General features: G+C 72.7%; 14 protein-coding genes and 1 pseudogene. 8 read left to right on the forward strand and 7 right to left on the reverse strand.

All coding sequences use genetic code 11. The annotated features are described in order from the left end of the window. Positions 1-4: 4 nt before the first annotated feature. Together ngg and ELR47_RS12250 are read right to left on the reverse strand one after the other, a co-directional pair. Positions 5-1,867, reverse strand: coding sequence for an N-acetylglutaminylglutamine synthetase (gene ngg, locus ELR47_RS12245; RefSeq protein ID WP_130650153.1), 1,863 nt, complete (start codon positions 1,865-1,867; stop codon positions 5-7). Positions 1,868-1,889: 22 nt separating this feature from the next. Beyond that, the gene (locus ELR47_RS12250; protein ID WP_130650154.1) at positions 1,890-3,710 is read right to left on the reverse strand and encodes an N-acetylglutaminylglutamine amidotransferase; all 1,821 of its coding nucleotides are present in this window, start codon (positions 3,708-3,710) and stop codon (positions 1,890-1,892) included. Positions 3,711-3,968: 258 nt separating this feature from the next. Between ELR47_RS12250 and ELR47_RS12255 the strand changes: the two genes are divergently transcribed. After that, complete coding sequence (locus tag ELR47_RS12255; protein WP_130650155.1) at positions 3,969-4,811, forward strand: PhzF family phenazine biosynthesis protein; 843 nt, start codon at positions 3,969-3,971, stop codon at positions 4,809-4,811. Positions 4,812-4,829: 18 nt separating this feature from the next. On the opposite strand, the gene ELR47_RS12260 is transcribed toward ELR47_RS12255, so the two are convergent. Next, positions 4,830-5,636 carry an alpha/beta hydrolase family protein gene (locus ELR47_RS12260; RefSeq protein WP_130650156.1) on the reverse strand — a complete coding sequence of 269 codons (807 nt, stop codon included), beginning with the start codon at positions 5,634-5,636 and terminating at the stop codon, positions 4,830-4,832. 142 nt (positions 5,637-5,778) lie between these two features. On the opposite strand from ELR47_RS12260, the gene ELR47_RS12265 reads away from it, so the two are divergent. Then, the gene (locus ELR47_RS12265; RefSeq protein ID WP_130650157.1) at positions 5,779-7,479 is read left to right on the forward strand and encodes a glycerol-3-phosphate dehydrogenase/oxidase; all 1,701 of its coding nucleotides are present in this window, start codon (positions 5,779-5,781) and stop codon (positions 7,477-7,479) included. Positions 7,480-7,563: 84 nt separating this feature from the next. Here ELR47_RS12265 and ELR47_RS12270 read toward each other — a convergent pair whose 3' ends face one another. Further along, complete coding sequence (locus ELR47_RS12270; protein WP_130650158.1) at positions 7,564-8,478, reverse strand: acetamidase/formamidase family protein; 915 nt, start codon at positions 8,476-8,478, stop codon at positions 7,564-7,566. Between the two features lie 252 nt (positions 8,479-8,730). Between ELR47_RS12270 and ELR47_RS12275 the strand changes: the two genes are divergently transcribed. The 3 genes from ELR47_RS12275 (at position 8,731) to ELR47_RS12285 (ending at position 11,792) form a co-directional block, all read left to right on the forward strand. Continuing rightward, on the forward strand, positions 8,731-9,948 hold the full coding sequence (locus tag ELR47_RS12275) for an IS110 family RNA-guided transposase (protein WP_130650159.1): 1,218 nt from the start codon (positions 8,731-8,733) through the stop codon (positions 9,946-9,948). Positions 9,949-10,004: 56 nt separating this feature from the next. Beyond that, on the forward strand, positions 10,005-10,811 hold the full coding sequence (locus ELR47_RS12280; protein WP_130650160.1) for an SURF1 family protein: 807 nt from the start codon (positions 10,005-10,007) through the stop codon (positions 10,809-10,811). A 297-nt stretch (positions 10,812-11,108) separates the two neighbouring features. Continuing rightward, positions 11,109-11,792: a response regulator gene (locus ELR47_RS12285; protein ID WP_130650161.1), complete on the forward strand. Its 684-nt coding sequence runs from the start codon at positions 11,109-11,111 to the stop codon at positions 11,790-11,792. Positions 11,793-11,807: 15 nt separating this feature from the next. Here ELR47_RS12285 and ELR47_RS19250 read toward each other — a convergent pair. Both ELR47_RS19250 and ELR47_RS12295 read right to left on the reverse strand, forming a co-directional pair. Beyond that, a pseudogene (locus ELR47_RS19250) lies at positions 11,808-13,436 on the reverse strand (sensor histidine kinase); the annotation flags it as partial. A 53-nt stretch (positions 13,437-13,489) separates the two neighbouring features. Next, positions 13,490-14,755, reverse strand: a complete 1,266-nt coding sequence (locus ELR47_RS12295; protein ID WP_130650163.1) for an extracellular solute-binding protein — start codon at positions 14,753-14,755, stop codon at positions 13,490-13,492. Between the two features lie 111 nt (positions 14,756-14,866). On the opposite strand from ELR47_RS12295, the gene ELR47_RS12300 reads away from it, so the two are divergent. From ELR47_RS12300 to yczE, 3 genes are read left to right on the forward strand one after another with little or no spacing between them, the layout of a single operon-like run. After that, positions 14,867-15,742, forward strand: a complete 876-nt coding sequence (locus tag ELR47_RS12300; RefSeq protein ID WP_130650164.1) for a dihydrodipicolinate synthase family protein — start codon at positions 14,867-14,869, stop codon at positions 15,740-15,742. Between the two features lie 25 nt (positions 15,743-15,767). Further along, a complete protein-coding gene (locus ELR47_RS12305) occupies positions 15,768-16,592 on the forward strand; it encodes a GNAT family N-acetyltransferase (protein ID WP_165404042.1) in 825 nt (274 codons plus the stop codon). 9 nt (positions 16,593-16,601) lie between these two features. Then, positions 16,602-17,240, forward strand: coding sequence for a membrane protein YczE (gene yczE / locus ELR47_RS12310; RefSeq protein WP_130650166.1), 639 nt, complete (start codon positions 16,602-16,604; stop codon positions 17,238-17,240). Positions 17,241-17,383: 143 nt separating this feature from the next. On the opposite strand, the gene ELR47_RS12315 is transcribed toward yczE, so the two are convergent. Next, positions 17,384-18,754, reverse strand: a complete 1,371-nt coding sequence (locus ELR47_RS12315) for a murein hydrolase activator EnvC family protein (RefSeq protein ID WP_130650167.1) — start codon at positions 18,752-18,754, stop codon at positions 17,384-17,386. Positions 18,755-18,820: the final 66 nt, after the last annotated feature.

Raw genomic sequence — 18,820 nt, forward strand, 5'->3', positions numbered from 1 at the left:
GCCCTCACTCCTCCTCGTCGGCCGCCCGGTGGTCGGTCGACGGACCCGCCGGCTCCCAGCCACGCGGCAGCGGGCGGGTGGCGGGGAACAGCAGGTCGATGAACTTCTGCGCCGTCGGCTGCGGCTCGTGGTTGGCGAGGCCGGGTCGCTCGTTGGCCTCGATGAACACGTACTGCTCGCCCGAGACGTCCGGGACCAGCATGTCGAGGCCGACGACGGGGATGTCGAGCTTGCGACTCGCCCGCACGGCGGCGTCGGCAAGCGTCGGGTGCAGCTTCTCGGTCACGTCGTGGATGGTCCCGCCCGTGTGCAGGTTCGCCGTCCGCCGCACCTCGAGCTCCTCGCCCTTGGGCAGCACGTCGTCGAAGGCGAACCCGTTGTCGGCACACGCCTTCTCGGTCACCGCGTCGAGCGGGATCTCGGACTCGCCACTGGTCGCCGCCGCACGGCGGCGCGAGGTCGACTCGATCAGCTCCCGCACCGTGTGCCTGCCCGTGCCCACCACGGTGGCGGGCCGACGGATCGCGGCCGCGACGACCTGGTGGCCGATGACCACGATGCGCAGGTCCCGTCCCGTCACGCACTCCTCGAGCAGCACGTTGGGGCAGTAGGTCCTCGCGAGACGGATGGCCTCGCGCAGCTCCTCGACGGTGTGCACCCCGACGGTGATGCCCTGCCCCTGCTCCCCGCGCGCGGGCTTGACCACCAGCTGGCCGAGCTCCTCGAGCAGCACCTCGTCCTGTGGCCCGTCGGTGGCCACCGCTCCGCGCGGGACCCGCAGGCCGGCTTCGACGAACAGCCGGTTCGTCAACCGCTTGTCGTCGCACTTGCTCATCGCGACGGCGCTGGTCAATTCCGACAGCGACTCGCGCGTCTGCACGCTGCGGCCACCGTGGGTGAGCTGCATCAGTCCGCTCTCCGCGTCGAGCACCTCCACGGAGATGCCCCGCCGCAGGGCCTCGTCGGCCAGCAGCCGGGCGTAGGGATTGAGGTCGTCGAGCCGCTCGGCGGGCGCGGCCGAGAACAGCCGCTCGTTGATCGGGTTCTTGCGCTTGACGCAGAACACCGGGACGCGGACGAAGCCGAGCTTCTCGTACAACCCGATCGCCGGCTCGTTGTCGTGGACCACCGACAAATCCAGATAGGCCCGACCGCGCGCCTTGAAACGGTCGAGCAGGGTGCTCACCAGGGCACGGCCGACGCCCGGACGCGGCGACTGGGGGTCCACGGCCAGGCACCACAGACTGGTGCCGTCCTCGGGATCGTTGAAGGCGACCCGGTGGTCGACGCCGGTGACGGTGCCGATGATCTCGCCCGTGTCGGCGTCCTCGGCCACGAGGTAGGTGAACGTCGAGGTTCGCTGGTTGGCCCACAACACCTCGGCCGGCGCGACCACCATGCCGGCCGCGGTGTAGATGCGGTTGACCGCGTCCGCGTCGCGCTCCGAACGCAGGTCACGCACGACCACCCCGCGCACCGGGTCGCGGGCGGCCCGGTGCTGGTGCAGCCACTTGCGGTAGGTGTGGCTGGGGTCGATGAACAGTTCCTGCGGTGCGTGCGCGACCAGCACGTGGGGTTCGCGCACGTACAGGCAGATGTCGCGCCGACCGGGCTCCTCGTCGGCCACCGTGCGGACCAGGGCCTCGTGGGACGCGAACGTCTGCCCGAAGATCAGCCGTCCCCACCCGCACTCGAGGGTCACCTCCGCCTCGAGATCGGCGGTCAGGTGCGGCGGGCGGACGTCCCAGGACCGGGTCGAGAGCCCGGCGCCGTGGTTGGGCTTGGAGGCATCACGCACGTGGCCGCGTGCGGCCCGTACCCCCCGCTCGTGGGTCGGGTTCACCCTCGCTCCTTCAGGTCCCGGCATCCGCGCGTCGCGGACGTCGGACTCACGGACGCACGTCGTGGGTCTGCAGCCACAGCTCCAGCAGTGCCAACTGCCACAGCTTGTTGCCTCGCAGGGGGGTGAGCTGCCCGTTGGGGTCGTCCAGAAGGTGCTGGACCGCGTCCGGCTGGAACAGGCCGCGTTCGCGCGCCTCGGGTGCGTGCAGGGCATCGCGCACGAGGTCGAGGTACGGGCCTTGCAGGTACTTCAGCGCCGGGACCGGGAAGTACCCCTTCGGACGGTCGATGACCTCGTTGGGGATGACCCGGCGGGCCGCCTCCTTGAGCACGCCCTTGCCCTCCTGGGCCAGCTTGAGCTCCGGCGGGATCCGGGCCGCGATCTCGAGCACCTCGTGGTCGAGGAACGGCACCCGTGCCTCCAGGCCCCAGGCCATGGTCATGTTGTCGACCCGCTTGACCGGGTCGTCGACGAGCATGATCTGCGAGTCCAGACGCAGGGCCATGTCGGTGGCGCTCTGCGCGCCGGGCATGGCGAAGTGCTGGGCGACCAGGGCGCGGGAGACGTCGTCCTCGAGGCAGTAGTCCCTGCCGACCAACCGCTGCATCTCGGCGTGCGGACGGTCGAAGAAGGCCTGCGCGTAACGGTCGACGGCTGCGGCGACCAGCCGCTCACGGTCGGCCTCGCCGACTTCGTCGGTGAGCGCCTGCATCGGCGGGTACCAGTGGTAGCCGGCGAACACCTCGTCGGCGCCCTGACCGGACTGCACCACCTTGACGTGCTGGCTGACCTCCTGGCTGAGCAGGTAGAACGCCACCGCGTCGTGGCTCACCATGGGCTCGCTCATGGCGTGCACGGCCTGCCCCAGGGCCGGGAGCATGCGCTCGGTGTCGATGCGCAGGCGGTGGTGGTTGGTGCCGTAGCGCTCGGCGATGACGTCCGAGTACTTGAACTCGTCGCCTTCCTCGCCACCGAAGGACTCGAAACCGATCGAGAACGTGTTGAGGTCGCGCTGTCCCGCCTCGGCGAGCAGACCGACCACCAGCGACGAGTCCAGCCCGCCCGAGAGCAGCACACCGACCGGGACGTCGGCGACCAGCCGCCACTGCACGGCCTTGCGCAGCGCCTCGAGCGTGGCGTCCTCCCAGTCCCGCGCCGACCAGTCGGCGCGGTCCGGGTCACGGGTGAAGTCGGGACGCCAGAACTCGGTCGTCGTGCGCGAACCGTCCGCCTCGATCGCGATCGTCGTCGCCGGCGGGACCTTGCGCACCCCGTTGAGGATGGTCCGCGGTGCGGGCACGACCGAGTGGAAGGTCAGGTAGTGGTGCAGCGAGACCGGGTCGATGGAGGTGTCGATGTCGCCGCCGGCGACCAGTGCCGGCAGGCTCGAGGCGAAGCGCAGCCGCGAGGGCTCGTCGACCACGTACAGCGGCTTGATGCCGAACCGGTCGCGCCCGAGGAAGGTGCGGCCCGTCCCCCGCTCGTAGATCACGAACGCGAACATGCCCTGCAGCTTCTCGACGAAGCCGTCGCCCCAGGCGTGGTAGGCCTTGAGCACCACCTCGGTGTCCGACGTGGAGAAGAACTCGTAGCCCTCGGCCTGCAACTCCTCGCGCAGCGGCTGGTAGTTGTAGATGCAGCCGTTGAAGACGAGGGTGAGACCGAGACCGGCGTCGTGCATCGGCTGGTCACCGCACGAGGACAGATCGATGACCGACAGGCGACGGTGGCCCATCGCCATCGGGCCGGCGGACCACACGCCCTCGGCATCCGGTCCACGGGCGATCATGCGGCCCGTCATCCGGTAGACCGCCCCGACGTCCGGGGTGGCGCCGTCGAAACGGAGTTCACCGCTGAAACCGCACATGCGAGCAAGTCCCTTCTCTGCGTCGTGGCGGGCGTTCGCGCAATCGGGTCGAGGTGGAGCGCCGGCCCCGGGACGTCGGCAGCGAGTGCCGTTGCGTCAGCGGGGCCGGCCCGGGGATTCGCCGTGCCGCAGAGAGCCTGACGACCCCCCGGCCCACCCTCAACCGTCGAACACTGGCCGTTCGGGAAGTTGCCGGCAGTGTCGGGCCGCCCGGACAGGCGAACGACTACCGTGTCGGCCCCCGACGCGAGGTTCTCCATGCCGCCGTTCCGACTCGTCGACGCGTTCGCCGAGCAGGCGTTCGCCGGGAACCCGGCCGGCGTCGTACTCCTCGAGCGGCCGCAGCCGGTCGCGTGGATGCAGGCGGTCGCAACCGAGGTCAACGCCTCCGAGACGGCCTTCCTCGTGCGCTCGGAACCCGACGGCGACACCTGGCGGCTGCGCTGGTTCACCCCGACCACCGAGGTCGACCTGTGCGGCCACGCGACGCTCGCCGCCGCGCACGTGCTGTGGCAGGACGCCCGCGCGCCCGCCGACGCGACGCTGCGGTTCGCCACCCGGTCCGGTGTGCTGACCGCCACCGCCGAGGACCGCGTGATCTGGCTGGACCTGCCGGCGTGGCCGGTCCGGACGCACCCCGAACCGTCCCGTCTGGCGTCGGCACTGGGCGCGGCCGCTGGCCGCTACGTCGGTCGCAGCGCCGGCAACGTGGACCCGTCCGGCGCGTCGCAGGACGACCAGGCCCAGGCCAACGACGTGGTCGTCCTCGACCACGAACGCGCCGTGCACGAACTCGCCCCCGACCTCGCCGAGGTCGCCCGGCTCGGCTCGGGTGGGCTGATCGTGACCGCGCCGTCGGACGGCGACGACGACTTCGTCTCCCGCTACTTCGCGCCGGCGCTCGGGGTTCCCGAGGACCCGGTCACCGGCTCCGCCCACGCGACCCTGGGACCCTGGTGGGCACAGGAGCTCGGCCGCGACACGCTCACGGCCCGGCAGCTGTCCCGGCGCGGCGGACACCTGCGCGTCCGGGTCGTGGACGACCGGGTGCACGTCGGTGGTGCCGCCGTCACGGTGATCAGCGGCGCGCTCGCCGACTGACGGGCCCGGGCGTGGGCGTCAGTCCTCCGCGCTCCTCGAGCCGAGCCGGGCGGCCAGCCAGGCAGCGGCACGCTGCCACAGCGGCTCCGTCGGATCGATGAGTGCCATGTGGTCGGCCGGACCCGTCGCGAGCTCGACCTCGCCGCCGACAGCCCGCACCGCCGCCGCGTAGGTCTCGCTCTGGCTCGTCGGCACGCTCTCGTCCTGCTCACCGTGCACCAACAGGACGGGGACACCGTGACCGACCAGACCGACGGGGTCGGCCAGCGCCCACCGCTCCGGGACGACGTCCGGAGCACCGCCGAGCAGGTCGACCATCGCGCCGTTGCCCATGCCGGCGTGCTGACCCGCGACGAGGTCGGCGACCGGCGCGAGCCCCACCGTCGCCGCGGGCGTCACCCGCGGGCCGGCTCCCACCACGCCCGCCGGCAACCGCGTCCGTCCGGTCGCCCACAGCGCGAGGTGCCCGCCGGCGGAGTGACCGACGACGGCGACCCGCGTCAGGTCCACCGGCGCGTCGAGGTCCGCCAGCCGGTCGATCCCGGCCGCCACGTCGGCGAACGTCGCCGGCCAGCCGCCCCGGTCGGCCGGCGCGACCACCTGGTCGGGCGGCGGGACCCGCCGGTACTCGAGGTTCCACGCCGCCATCCCGCGGGCGGCGACGTCGCGTGCCAGCGGCGCCGTCAGCTCCCGCACGTACTGGTGCCGCCAGAACCCACCGTGCAGGAGCACCACGACCGGCCAACCGTTCTCGGGCACGTCCCCGTCGGGCAACGACAGCTCGGCGACCTGGTCCGGACGGTTCCCGTAGGCGTGGATAGACACGTGAGGTCTCCTGGCGGGGCGGACCGGGCGGCGGCCGGGACGGCCGGGTGGCAGGCGCGACGGCCGGGTGGCGGGCGGCAACCGTAGACGGCTGCCCTACGCTCGTCGTCCGCCCGTCGCCGTGCGTTCGAAGGTCCTCCTCGTGGACGACACCGCCCTCTCCCCCGACCGTCGTCGCCGCGACCTGACGCGGGTGCGCGAGGAGGTCTTCGATCTCGTCGTCGTCGGTGGTGGCGTGACCGGAGCCGGCATCGCGCTCGACGCCGCCACCCGTGGGTTGACCGTCGCACTGCTCGAGCAGCGCGACCTCGCCGCCGGGACCTCGAGTCGGTCGTCGAAGCTGATCCACGGCGGCCTGCGCTACCTCGAGCAGTTCAACTTCTCGCTCGTGCAGGAGGCCCTGCGCGAACGAGGGCTGCTGCTCAACGACCTGGCCCCCCACCTGGTGCGACCGGTGTCCTTCCTGTACCCGCTGCGCCACCGCGTGTGGGAACGCGCCTACGTCACCGCCGGGGTGACCCTCTACGACACCCTCGGCGGCGCCCGCCAGTTGCCGCGTCACCAGCAGCTGTCGCGCCGCGCCGCGATGCGCCTGGTCCCGTCGCTCCGGTCGGACGCGCTGACCGGCGCCATCCGTTACTGGGACGCGCAGGTCGACGACGCCCGCCACACCATGGAGCTGGCCCGTACCGCCGCCTCGTACGGCGCCTCGGTGCTGACCTCCACCCGTGTCACCGACCTGCTGCGCGAGGGCGAGCGGGTCGTCGGGGTCGTCGCGCGTGACCAGGAGGGCGGCACGGACCTGCACGTCCGTGGACGGCAGGTCGTCAACGCGACCGGCGTCTGGGCCGACGGCATCCAGGAGATGGCCGGCCGCGGACGCATCCGTGTCCGGGCGTCGAAGGGCATCCACCTGGTGGTCCCCCGCGACCGGATCCACGCCGACACCGGCATGATCCTGCGCACCGAGACGAGCGTGCTGTTCGTGATCCCCTGGGGACGGCACTGGTTGCTGGGCACCACCGACACGGACTGGAACCTCGACCTGGCACATCCGGCCGCGTCCGCCAGCGACATCCAGTACCTGCTCGACCGGGTCAACGGGGTGTTGCGCACCCCGCTGACCCACGCCGACGTCGAAGGCGTGCAGGCGGGCCTGCGCCCCCTGTTGTCGGGCGAGTCGGAGGCCACCAGTCAGCTCTCGCGCGAGCACGCCGTCGCACAGACGGTGGCCGGCATGATCACCATCGCCGGGGGCAAGTACACCACCTACCGCGTGATGGCGAAGGACGCCGTGGACGCCGCCGCCCGCAGCCTCAACCAGCGGGTGCCGGCCTGTGTGACCGACCGGACCCCGTTGCTGGGGGCCCACGGGTGGCATGCCCTGTGGAACCGCCGGGAGCGGCTCGCCGCGGAGGTCGGCCTGCACCCCAGCCGCATCGAGCACCTGCTGCGCCGCTACGGCAGCATGGTGACCCAGCTGCTGGACCTGCTCGCCGACCGGCCCGAACTCGGGGCGCGGATCGCCGGTGCCGAGGACTACCTCCAGGTCGAGGCGGTCTACGCCGCCAGCCACGAGGGCGCGCTGCACCTCGACGACCTGCTGACCCGACGCACCCGCATCTCGATCGAGACCTTCGACCGCGGCCTGGCCGCCGCCCGGGACGTCGCCCCGCTGATGGGCGAGGTGCTGGACTGGGACGACGACGACATCGCCCGGGAGATCGAGCACTACGAGGCCCGGGTCGCCGCCGAGATGGAGTCGCAGCAGATGCCCGACGACCGCACCGCGGACGCCGCCCGCATGGGCGCCCGCGACGTGCGCGTCGGCGGCGCGGGCTGATCGGTCTGCGGCCGGTTCTGCTGCCCGGTGTGCGGGCGCGAACCGCAGCGGCGGCACCCGCCCGGCCCGCCGCATGGGCGGGCGTCAGCGAAGCACGGTGAGATCGAGATCGAGGGCGACGACCCAGTTGGGCGCGTCGACGACCTCGACGATGCGCAGGTCCGCCGCGACCGAGCACAGCGCGTAGGCGTCGACCGGCGCCAGGCCGTGGTCGGTGCCCAGCCGGTCGACCATCGCGCGGGTGGCGTCGCGCGCGGCGGCGTACAGGTCGGGGCCGACCCCGGTGGTCACCAGGCGTGGCCCGTGCGGTGACGAGGCGCCGGCCGGCAGCTCGAGCTGCGGCGCCGGGAGGTCTCCACCGCGGCGCAGCCCGATCCGCACCGTCGCGGTCGCGGAGGTCTCCACCGCCGTGCCGCAGACCTCGCCGTCGCCCTGGGCGGCGTGGGGGTCGCCGACCGACAGCAGCGCGTGCGGGACCTCGACGGGCAGCAACAAGGTGGCGCCCACCCGCACGTCGCGGCAGTCGAGGTTGCCGCCGACCCGGCGCGGCGGGATCACCGAGTGCTCCCCCGTAGCGGCCGGGGCCAGCCCGACCGTGCCGAGGAACGGACGGGCCGGCAGGCGGGCGAAGCCGCCGAAGTCGACCGTGCCGTCGGTGAGCGAGGACACGACCACGTGCGGGTCGGGGAACTCGTCGGCGAGCAGGCCGAAGCCGGGGATCAGCGCGGTCCACCCGACCGGACCCGTCTCGATCGCCAGGACCTCCACCGTCAGGGTGTCGCCGGGAGCGGCCGACGGCACGGCCACGGGCCCGGTCAGCGGGTTGGCCCGGGCGAGGTCCAGCGCGGCGATCGCGTCCGCGGTGGCGTCGGGCCCGAGCTGACCCCCGAAGCAGTCGGCCAGGACGAGCTCGACCGTGTCGCCCGGATCGACGTGCCGACGCGGCGCACGCCTACGGTCCCAGCCGGTGTGGCCGTCACGGTGGTGCAGGCGGTGCATGTGCGCTCCTGAGGGTGACGCCGACGAGCGTCACGACGCTAATGGGTGTCGACCGTCCGGTGTTACTGCAGGATGGTCGAGAGCCGCCGGTCGGTCAGCACTGTATGACGCAGGACCTCGAGTTCTACGGCTAGATCGTGCGCCGGCTGGTCGGTGAGGTCGACCTTGATGGCTGGTGGGATGACGTGCTTCGAGCACTGAACCATTAGGGCGCTGCTGGTCGCCTCGGCTCACACGACGATCGGGAGGACGATGGATGCGTTGTTCGTAGGACACGATTGGGCAGAGGATCATCACGACGTTCACCTGCAGGACCGCGAGGGTCGGCAGCTCGCGCAGGTGCGACTAGCTGACGGGGTCGAAGGGATCGCCAGGTTCCATGCCCTGATCGCCGAGCACGCCCAGGACCCGGCCAGCGTGGTGATCGCGACAGAGACCGACCGGGGCCTGTTCGTCGCCGCGCTGGTGGCTGCCGGCTACCGGGTGTTCGCGGTGAACCCGGTCTCGACCGCCGCCTACCGGACACGGCACTCGACCTCGGGTGCGAAGTCCGACCCCGGGGACGCCAAGGTGCTAGCCGACCTGGCCCGCACCGATGTGCGCAACCACCGGCCCGTGGCCGGCGACAGCGAGCTCGCCGTCGCGGTCAAGGTGCTCGCACGGGCCCATCAGGGGCTGGTGTGGACCCGTCAGCGGCAGGCCAACCAGCTGCGCTCGACGTTGCGGGAGTTCTACCCCGCTGCACTCGAAGCGTTCGACGATCTGGCGTCGGGTGACGCGCTGGCGCTCTTGGCGGTTGCGTCGACGCCTGAGCAGGGCCGGCGGCTGTCACGATCCAAGATCGCCGCGGCACTCCGGCGTGGGGGCCGGCAACGCAACATCGACCGGCGCACCATCGAGATCCAGACCGCCCTGCGCGCCGAGCATCTCCACGCCCCCGCCATCGTCGCCGACACGATGGGCGAGGTGGTGTCCTCGCTGGTCGCGGTCATCGCCACGATCCAGACCCAGATCAGCCAGCTCGAACAGCAGTTGAACGAACGTTTTGAGGCGCACCCGGACGCCAAGATCATCCGTTCCCTGCCAGGACTGGGGATGATCCTCGGCGCCCGGGTGCTCGCAGAGTTCGGCGATGACCCGAACCGCTACGACACCGCGAAGTCTCGCAAGAACTACGCCGGCACGTCACCGATCACCAAAGCCTCCGGCAAACACCACGTCGTGCTCGCCCGCTACGCCCGCAACAAACGCCTGGCTGACGCCTGCTACCAGTGGGCCTTCTCCGCCATCACCGCCAGCCCCGGCGCACGCGCCTTCTACGACCAACGCCGCGCCGCGGGCGACACCCACCACCGCGCCCTGCGCGCCCTCGGCAACCGGCTCGTGGGCATCCTCCACGGCTGCCTACGCCACCACACCATCTACGACGAACACATCGCCTGGGCACACCGGCTCACCCTGGCTGCTTGACACCTACGACCGTGGGATAGCTAGCCGGCGCCGGCACGGGGGTACCCTGCACACCGATGCTCACCGATCTCCTGCGCCCTCGCGCCCTTCTCAGCCACGCGCTGGTCCTGTTCGTCGCGGCGACCTGCGTCGTGCTCGGGCAATGGCAGTTCGACCGCCTCGCCCAGGTGCGCGAGAACAACGCCCTGCTGGAGCAACGATTGCAGAACGACCCGGTCGCGTTGGGCGAGCTCGTGGGAGCCCCGACGGTCGACGAGGCGGAACTGGAGTACCGGCCGGTCACGGCGCGCGGCACGTTCCGGCCGGCGCAGGAGCTGCTCCAGCGCGGTGCACAGCATCAGAACCAGCAGGGGTTCTCGATCCTCACCCCGTTCGACCTGACCGACGGCGGCGTGGTGCTCGTCCGACGGGGGTTCGTGCCCGCCGCGTTGGACACCCCACCGGTCGCCGAGGCCGCACCGCCCACGGGCGAGGTCGAGCTGCACGGCATCCTCGAGCGCCCGGTGCCCAATCCGCCGCGCGGGCCCCAGGATCCGGCCGAGGGCCACATGGAGCGGGTGTTCCACGCCGACACGGCGCGCCTCGACCAGCAGGTGGACGGCACGCTCTACCCCATGGTCCTGCGCCTGCAGACCGACGAGCCGGTCGCCTACGACGCGATGCCCGTCCCCCCCGCCCCACCGGTGCTCGACGAGGCGAACCACTTCTCGTACGCCATGCAGTGGCACTCGTTCGCGGTGCTGGCCGTGGTGACCTACGTCGCCTGGCTGGTCACGCAACGCCGGCAGCGGCAGGGTGGACGTCCGGACGCCGAGGCGCCGACGTCGCCGGGAACGACCACGACCGCCGGCCATCGCGGCTGAGCGGCCGGCCACCAGGACTCGGGTCGAGGTGACGCGGACGGCCCTACGGTCCGTGGCCGCCCCCCGCGCGGCCACCGATACCGCAGTCCCCGACCGTCCGCGTCTCCTCCACCTCCGCCGCTCACCCGAGATCGGGCGAGCGGAGCCGTGCCGAGCGCAGGCGCATGGTCGCACGGTCGGTGAGCGGACGGAACCGTGCCCCTACGACACTTGCGAGGTGGTGCTAGCACCACCTCACCCCTGGTCGTCCGACCCGCCGGAGACCGCCTAGTCTCTGGATCGACCAGGAGGCGAGGTGTGCAGGCCGGTGCGACACGGACCACGCTCCTCATCGCGGAGGACGACTACCTGGTGCGGGAGGGGGCACGATCGGTGCTCGCGGCACACCCGCGTCTGCAGGTGCTCGGTGCCGCGTCGGACGCCGAAGGTGTCCTCGAGCTGCTCGAGGAGTGCGACCCCGACGTCGTGATGCTCGACATCCGGATGCCTCCCACGTTCACCACCGAGGGCATCGACCTCGCCCACCGCATCCGTGGCCTGCGCCGGGGCACCGGCATCGTGGTGCTCTCCCAGCACGCCGACCCCGAGTACGCGCTCGAGCTGCTCAAGGACGGCTCCGACGGGGTGGCCTACCTGCTCAAGGAACGGCTCGGCGACGCCGACCGCCTGGTGCAGGCGATCGAGGAGGTCCGCGCCGGGGGCTCGATCCTGGACCCCCGCATCGTCGAGGGTCTGCTCGACGCGCAGCGGCGACGCACGGCCTCGAAACTGGCCGGTCTGACGCCACGGGAGCTCGAGGTCCTGGCGCTCATGGCGTCAGGTCGGGGGAACGTCGCGATCGGCCGGGAGCTGTCCATCACCGACCGGTCGGTCGAGAAGCACACCAATTCCATCTTCCGCAAGCTCGGCCTGTCCGAGGAGCTCGAGCTCAACCGCCGGGTCGCCGCCGTGCTGTTCTACCTCCAGCGCTCGACCGACTGACCGGCGCTGCGGCAGCAGCGCCGTCATCGACGTGCCCTCACCGGGGTTGGAGAGCAGCTGCAGCGAGCCGCCCAACGCGTTCACCCGGTCGCGCAGATGGACGACGCCCCCCGAGTGGACCGTGCGATCGGGGCGGAAGCCGACCCCGTCGTCGACCACGCTGACCCGCAGCATCTCGCCCTCGTGACGGACCTCGATCGCGATCCGGGTGGCCCGGGCGTGCTTGAGGGCATTGGCCACCGCCTCCGAGATCAGGAAGTAGGCGTTGGTCTCGACCGCCTCGTCGCTGCGGGGCAGTGGATCGGGATCGAGCACCACGTCCACCGGCGTGGCCGACCGGCTCGCGAGGCTGTGCAGGGCGCCACCGAGCCCGCGGTCCCGCAGGATCGACGGGAACAACGCCTGTCCGGTGGCGCGCAGTTCGTCGAGGATCCCGTCGATCGAGCTGGCCATCTGGTCGGTCACCGCGTCGACCTCCCCCGGGTCGTCGCGCAACCGGTGCCGAGCGGCGCCCACCTGCATGCGCAGCACCACCAACTGCTGTTGGATGCCGTCGTGGAGGTCCTGGGCCACCCGGCGCCGCTCCTCGTCCTGGACGCCGACGATCCGACGGGCCGCCTCCTGCAGCGCCTCCGCCTGCTGGCGGATGACCAGCAGCTGCGCCCGCAGGGCCCGGCGCATGCGCTCGAGCGCCCCGGCCAGCGCACCGATCTCGTCGCGCCGTTCCACCGTGAAGCTGCGGTCGAGGTCACCCCCGGCGATCGCCGTCGCCGTGTCCGTCAGGGACACGATCGGTCGGATCATGACGCGTGCCAACGCGAACGCCAGCGAGCCCCCCAACGCGATGAGCAGCGTGACCATCAGCACCCGCGTGCGGGTCAGGCGGGCGTCGAGCGCGGCCAGCGGGTCCGCGGTCACCAGGCCGATCGCGCCCGGACGTCCCCAGCTGCGCTCGGCCCCGATGGCGACGTAGCGCACGAGTCGGCGGTCGTCGACCTGTTGGGTCTCGCGCTGCAGCGACGGGTCACCCAGCGCCGGGTCACCGACCGCGTGCCCGTCCGAGGAGGCGACCACCGTGCCGTCCACCACGATCTCGACCCGGTCCACGCCGGTGAGGCGGCCGACCTCCCGGGCACGGGCGTCGGAGAGCTCGAAACCGACGACGACCAGCAACGGCTCCCCGAGCTGCTGTACGGGCGCGACGTACACCAGCCCCCAGGAGCCGTTCTCGAGCGGCACGATCCGCTGGCCGGCCAGCTCGCTGAAGGAGACGCCGTCGAGCTCGTCGGGGTCGAGGGGCGCGACGGTCGTGCGTGCCGGCAACCGCTGCACCAGTTCGCCCCCACGGACGTCCACGACCCCGCCCAGCTCCAGGTTCGGTTCGCTGGTCCCCACCGTCGAGAGCAGGTCGGCCAGGCCCCGCTGGTAGGCCGCTGGGGTCGCCGAGTCGCTCAGCAGCTGCTGGGCGAGCGTGTTGAGCAGCAGGTTGGTCCGCAGCCCGTCGCGTTGCACCTCGAAGTCCAGGGCATTGCCCTGCTCGACCGTGAGCAGCCGGGCCTGCTCCCGCAGCGCCTGCCGCGTCAGCCGCGTCTCGAGCACCAGCGTCACCCCGCTCGCGAGGATCAGCACGACCAGGAAGGCCATCAGGATCTTGGGCAGCAGCGAGGCCTCGCGGTCGAACACCGCCCGCAGGGTGCTCACCCGGCCGGCCGGGTCGCCAGCCACGCCTCGGCGTGGTCCTGCAGGCCCGCCATCGCCTCGGCCGCCTCCTGGCGTCCGGTGATCACCGCGTTGAGCGCCTCGGAGAACGCCTGCGCGATGTCCGGATAGGCGATCAGCGGCATCACCCGGGCGTCGGACAGCCGGGGGACGAAGTCCGACAGCAGCGGGTCGTCGGTGAACACCGGATCACGGAACACCCGCACCCGGGCCGGCAGCCGCCCCTCCTCGGTGGCCAGGCGCACGGCCACCTCGTCGTCGGTCAGCCGCAGCGCCAGCGCGAACGCGAGCTCCGGCTGCCCCGCCCCCTGGGGCAGGAACAGGCTCGAGCCACCGAGCACCGTCACCGGCCGCTCCGGGTCCTGCTGGGGCAGGGGCAGCACCCGCAGGTCCAGGTCCCGCGTGGCGTTGCGGGCGACGACACGCAGGTCCCACGACCCGGTGGCATGCACGGCGGTGTCGCCGTTGACGAACGCCTGGACCGCATCGGCGGCGAAGTCGGGTCCGTACGGCGGCGGCGTGAACTCCGAGGTGGCGAGCTCGACCAGGTACTCCAGCGCCGTGACGGTGGCCGGGTCGTCGAAGGTGAACGTGGGCCGACCCGTGCGGGAGTCGACCTCGACGACCTCCCCACCCAGCGCGCGGATCCAACCGTAGGCCTGCCAGCTGCTCGTGGAGACCGGCATCATCCACGACGCCGCACCCGACGCCGTCACCGCCTCCGCGGCGGCACGGAATCCCTGTGGGGTGGCGAGGTCCTCGGGCTTGAGCCGGGCGGCCTCGAGCATGTGCTCGTCGGCGAGCAGGACCAGGGCGTTGGTGTCCAGCGGCACGCCGTAGCGTGCACCGAGCCACGTCACGTCCTCGACCGCACCGGGAAGGAAGTCGCCGGCTCGGAGCCCCGCCTCCTCCCATCGCTCGTCCAGCGGCGTGGCCAGCCCGGCCGCCGCAGCGGCGAACGCGTGCCAGTGCGCCAGGTCGTAGGGCTGCTCGAGGCGCTGCGCGGAGGCGACCAGGTCCGGGATCTGCGAGAACGGCACCGCCTGCACCTGGACCCGCACCCGGTCGTGTTCACGCTCGAACTCGTCGATCACCTCGCGCACCGCCGGTGCGCTGGCCCAGTCGTCGGCCATGATGACCCGCACCAGGGTCGGCTCCGACGGGACGGCGCTCGCGGCACAGCCGGCCGTGACCGATGCTGCCAGCGCCAGGGCGGACAGCAGGAGGCTCGAGAGGATCCGCACCTCGTCCCGCCCCTCCCGATGACCACACGCGCGCGTAGGTTGACACAGTGCACGGCCATCGTCCACTGGGACAGTGCGGTCACCGGGCACGGTCGGCGGTAGCGTGAGGTCATGGCCATCTTCCGCACCCAGCCCTTCCTCCCGACCGCCTTCCACGACGACGCGACCCTCGACCTCGACGGGCAGTCCGCCCTCGCCGCGACCACGGCGGCCGCCGGCGTCGACGGGGTCGCCGTGCTCGGGACGGGGAGCGGGGAGCCCGGTGCGCTGCGCCTCGAGGAGGTCGCCGACGTGGTCGCGGCCACCCGACGCGGCGCGGCGGGACTGCCGGTCGCGGTCGGACTGGCGTCGACCGGCCCGGGGGCACTGCCCATGGCCCGTGCGGCCGCCTCGGCCGGCGCCGACCTGCTCGTCGCGGCCGTCCCGGCGGGCGCGGACCGGGGCGAGGCGCTGACCGCCGTGGCGGAGCTCGGCGTGCCGCTGTGGTTGCACCACGTCCCCGCGGTCACCGGCGCCCGACTCGACGCACCGGCCCTGCTCGCCCTCGCCGAGGACCTCGGGGCGGGTGCGGTGGTCGTGGAGGCCGCACCGCCCGGTGACCTCGTGGCCGGGATCGCCGGCGAGGGCCGTCCCGCGACGCTCGGCGGACTGGCCGGTCTGTTCCTGCCCGAGGAGGTCGAGGCCGGCGCACTCGGCACCACCGCCGGCTCGGCCGTCCCGGAGCGTCTGGGTGCGCTCGCCTCCCGCTACCGCGCGGAGGACCCCGCGGCCGCCTGGGACGCCTACCTGGAGCTGCTGCCATGGCTGCGGCTGGAGGTCGGCAGCCCCGGCCTGCGGGTGCGCAAGGAAGCCTGGCGACAGCGTGGCGTGCTCGGCTCCGCCCGGGTACGCGAGGGGACGCCGCTGGGCACCGCCACCAAGATCGCGGTGACGCGACGCCTGCGACAGGTGGGTGTCGAGGTGCGTGCGCCCTACCCCGGCGCGTGAGCCCACGCCGCCCACAGGAGGCACCGTGACCCCCGAGTCCGACCCGGTCGATCCCGACGCGGTCCTACCGAGCCCGCCCGGGACCGGCGCCTCCGACGCCGAAGCGGTCGAGCCGCCGCTCGACCACGACGCGGTCGCTCCGGACGCCTGGCACCGCCGGGTCGAGTTGCGCGACGGCACCGCGGTACTCATCCGCCAGATCCGCCCCGAGGACCGCGACCGGCTGGCGGCCGGCTTCGCGGAGCTCTCCCCCGCATCGCGCTACCTGCGCTTCCACAGCGCCGTCGACGAGCTGTCCGAGGAGCAGCTGACCTACCTGACCGAGGTCGACCACGTCGACCACGAGGCCCTCGTCGCCGTCGACCTCGACCGCCCGGAACGGGCCGGGGTCGGCGTCGCCCGCTACGTGCGCGAGCCCTACGAACGTGAGACCGCCGAAGCCGCCATCACGGTCGCCGACGCCTACCACGGCCAGGGGGCCGGCACCCTGCTGTTGGGAGCACTGGCCGCCCGCGCCCGCGCCAATGGCGTGCGGGTGTTCCGCAACTACGTGCTGGCGGGCAACCACGCCATGCTGGAGGTGTTCGACCACCTCGGCGCCCGACGCGAACGCGAGAACGAGCAACTGTGGCGCGTGGACCTGCCGCTGCCCGAGGACCTCGACGAACTCGCCGACTCGGCTCCCGGTCGGGCCTTCGCCGCGGCGGCGCGCGGACATCGACACCTCGTGAGCCTGTTCCCGCCGATCTGGAGCCGCATCAAGGGCCGTCGACGCGACCGGGAGGACGATCGCCGTGAGCTCGAGGCCGTGCGCGACGACGTGGACCCGTGGCTCGATCCCGACGGCTAACGTCCGCGCGTGCCCGCCCTCGTCCTCCGTCCCGAGCTGCGCCGCCGGCTGCCACGCCTGCTGCTCGGCCTCGTGCTGTGCGGGCTCGGCATCGCCGTCATGGTGGCGGCCGACCTCGGGCTCGGCCCCTGGGACGTGCTCCACCAGGGGCTGTCCCGCCTGAGCGGCATCCCGATCGGGACCGTCGGGATCCTCGTGGGCCTGCTGGTGCTCGTCGCCTGGCTGCCGTTGCGGGAGCGTCCGGGCCTGGGCACCGTGCTCAACGTGCTGGTCATCGGCGTGGTGATCGACGTCACCCTGCTGGTGCTGACGACCCCCGCCGCACTGTGGCAGCGGTGGGTGCTGATGCTCGCCGGACCGGTCCTGTTCGGGATCGGCTCGGGCTACTACATCGGCGCCGGTCTCGGCTCGGGGCCACGCGACGGCATCATGACCGGCCTGGCACGACGCGGCCTGCCGGTCGGGCTGGTGCGGGCCGGCCTGGAGCTGAGCGTGCTCGCCCTGGGCTGGCTGCTCGGCGGCACCGTCGGCGCCGGCACACTGGTCTTCGCGCTCGGCATCGGTCCGCTGGTGCACCTCGCCCTGCCGCGGCTCGCCCTGCCCGACGTCGATCCGGCGCCACCAGAGGGCACCCGCTCCGCGCGCTGACGCGCAGAATTCGGGCCGGCCGCGCTGGCGCTCAGAATCCGAGCCGGCCGCGCTGACGCTCAGAATCCGAGCCGGCCGCGCTGACGCTCAGAATCCGAGCCGGCCGCGCTGACGCTCAGAATCCGAGCCGGCCGCGCTGACGCTCAGCGGCAGAGCCCGGCGATCGTCGGGTACGGGTTGACCCACGCCCCGTCGATCCGACGTCCCAGGTGGAGGTGCGGTGGCGTGGTACGGGCGTTGCCCGTGTTGCCCACGGTCCCGATCTGCTCGCCCGCCGCCACCGTGGTGCCCACCGTCAGGTCCTCGGCGATCGTGTCGAGGTGGGCGTTGTACCACTCGCTGCCGTCGGCGGTCCGGTACGTGACGGTGACGCCGCCCAGGCTCGTCGGCGAGTCGGCCGGGTTCACCCGCACGACCGTGCCCTCGGCGATGGCCACCACGGCCACGCCACGGTCGGCGAACATGTCGGTGCCCTCGTGCGTCCGGCCACCCGAGCGGGGGTAGCCCCAGTCGTTGCTGAAGTCGCGGTTGGCCACCGCACCCTCCACCGGACAGAAGCCACCGGCGACCGACGGGCCGCCGAGGCTCCGGCCGAGGACGGCCGCCGCCATCTCCCGCTCCCGACGCTCGGCGTCCTCGGCCAGGCGTCGCTCGACGAGTTCGACCTGCAGCTCGGCGCGGCGCACATCGACCCGCGCCAGCAGGTCGGTGGTCTGCTCGGCGTCGGCCTGGAGCCCGGCGAGGACCTCACGCTGCCGCAGCTCCGCCTGCTCGATCTCGGCGGTGAGCGCGGCCTCCTGCGCCTGCAGGTCCTCGACCCACGCGAGGGTGTCGGCCGCCTCGGTCGCGGCCTGCGTCGCCCGGCTGCGTGCCCGGGCCGCGTCACGTTCCTGGGTCGTACGACGCTCGCGCAGGGCGAACACCTGCTGGACGGTGGACTCCTGGGTGTCCACGACCACCTTGAGCTGCTTGAGGCCGACGGCGAAGCTGTTGGGATCCTCGGCGCGACGCAGCACCTCGATGACCATGGCGCCGCGCGTGGCACCCGCCGTGCCGTACTTGAACGTCTCGACGAGCTGCTGGGTCAACAGCTGCTCCTCGTCCAACAGTCGCTGGCGGGTGCGCTCGAGCGCACGTTCACGACGCCGGTGCTCGGCCTCCGCGGTGCGCTGCGCCCGCTCGGCCTCCTCGCGTGCCACCTCGGCCAGCGCGACCTGTCCCTCGGCGGCGCGGAGCCGCCCCCGTGCGTCGTCGAGCTGGAGTGCGAGCTGCGCGAGCTCCTCCTCGGCGGCCAGCAGGTCCTCGTGGACCCGGCCGAGTTCCGAGCTCAGGTCCCCCGCCTCCTCGTCGGCCTCACCCAGCTCGCGCGCGACCTCGTCACTGGTGCGCGAGTCGCCGCTGCGGCCGTCGTCACGCGGTTGCGCCGCAGCCGTCGTGGGCACCACGACGAGTACCGCCGCGACCGCGGCGACGGCACGCAGACGCCGCCGGGACGGATGACGACGGAGGGACACGGGCGTCCTTCGCTTGCTCGAGTCGACGCGTGCGGCGGTCACGGCACGGTGGGCGACGACCGTGGA

The organism is Egicoccus halophilus (genome assembly GCF_004300825.1).
GTDB classification, from domain to species: domain Bacteria; phylum Actinomycetota; class Nitriliruptoria; order Nitriliruptorales; family Nitriliruptoraceae; genus Egicoccus; species Egicoccus halophilus.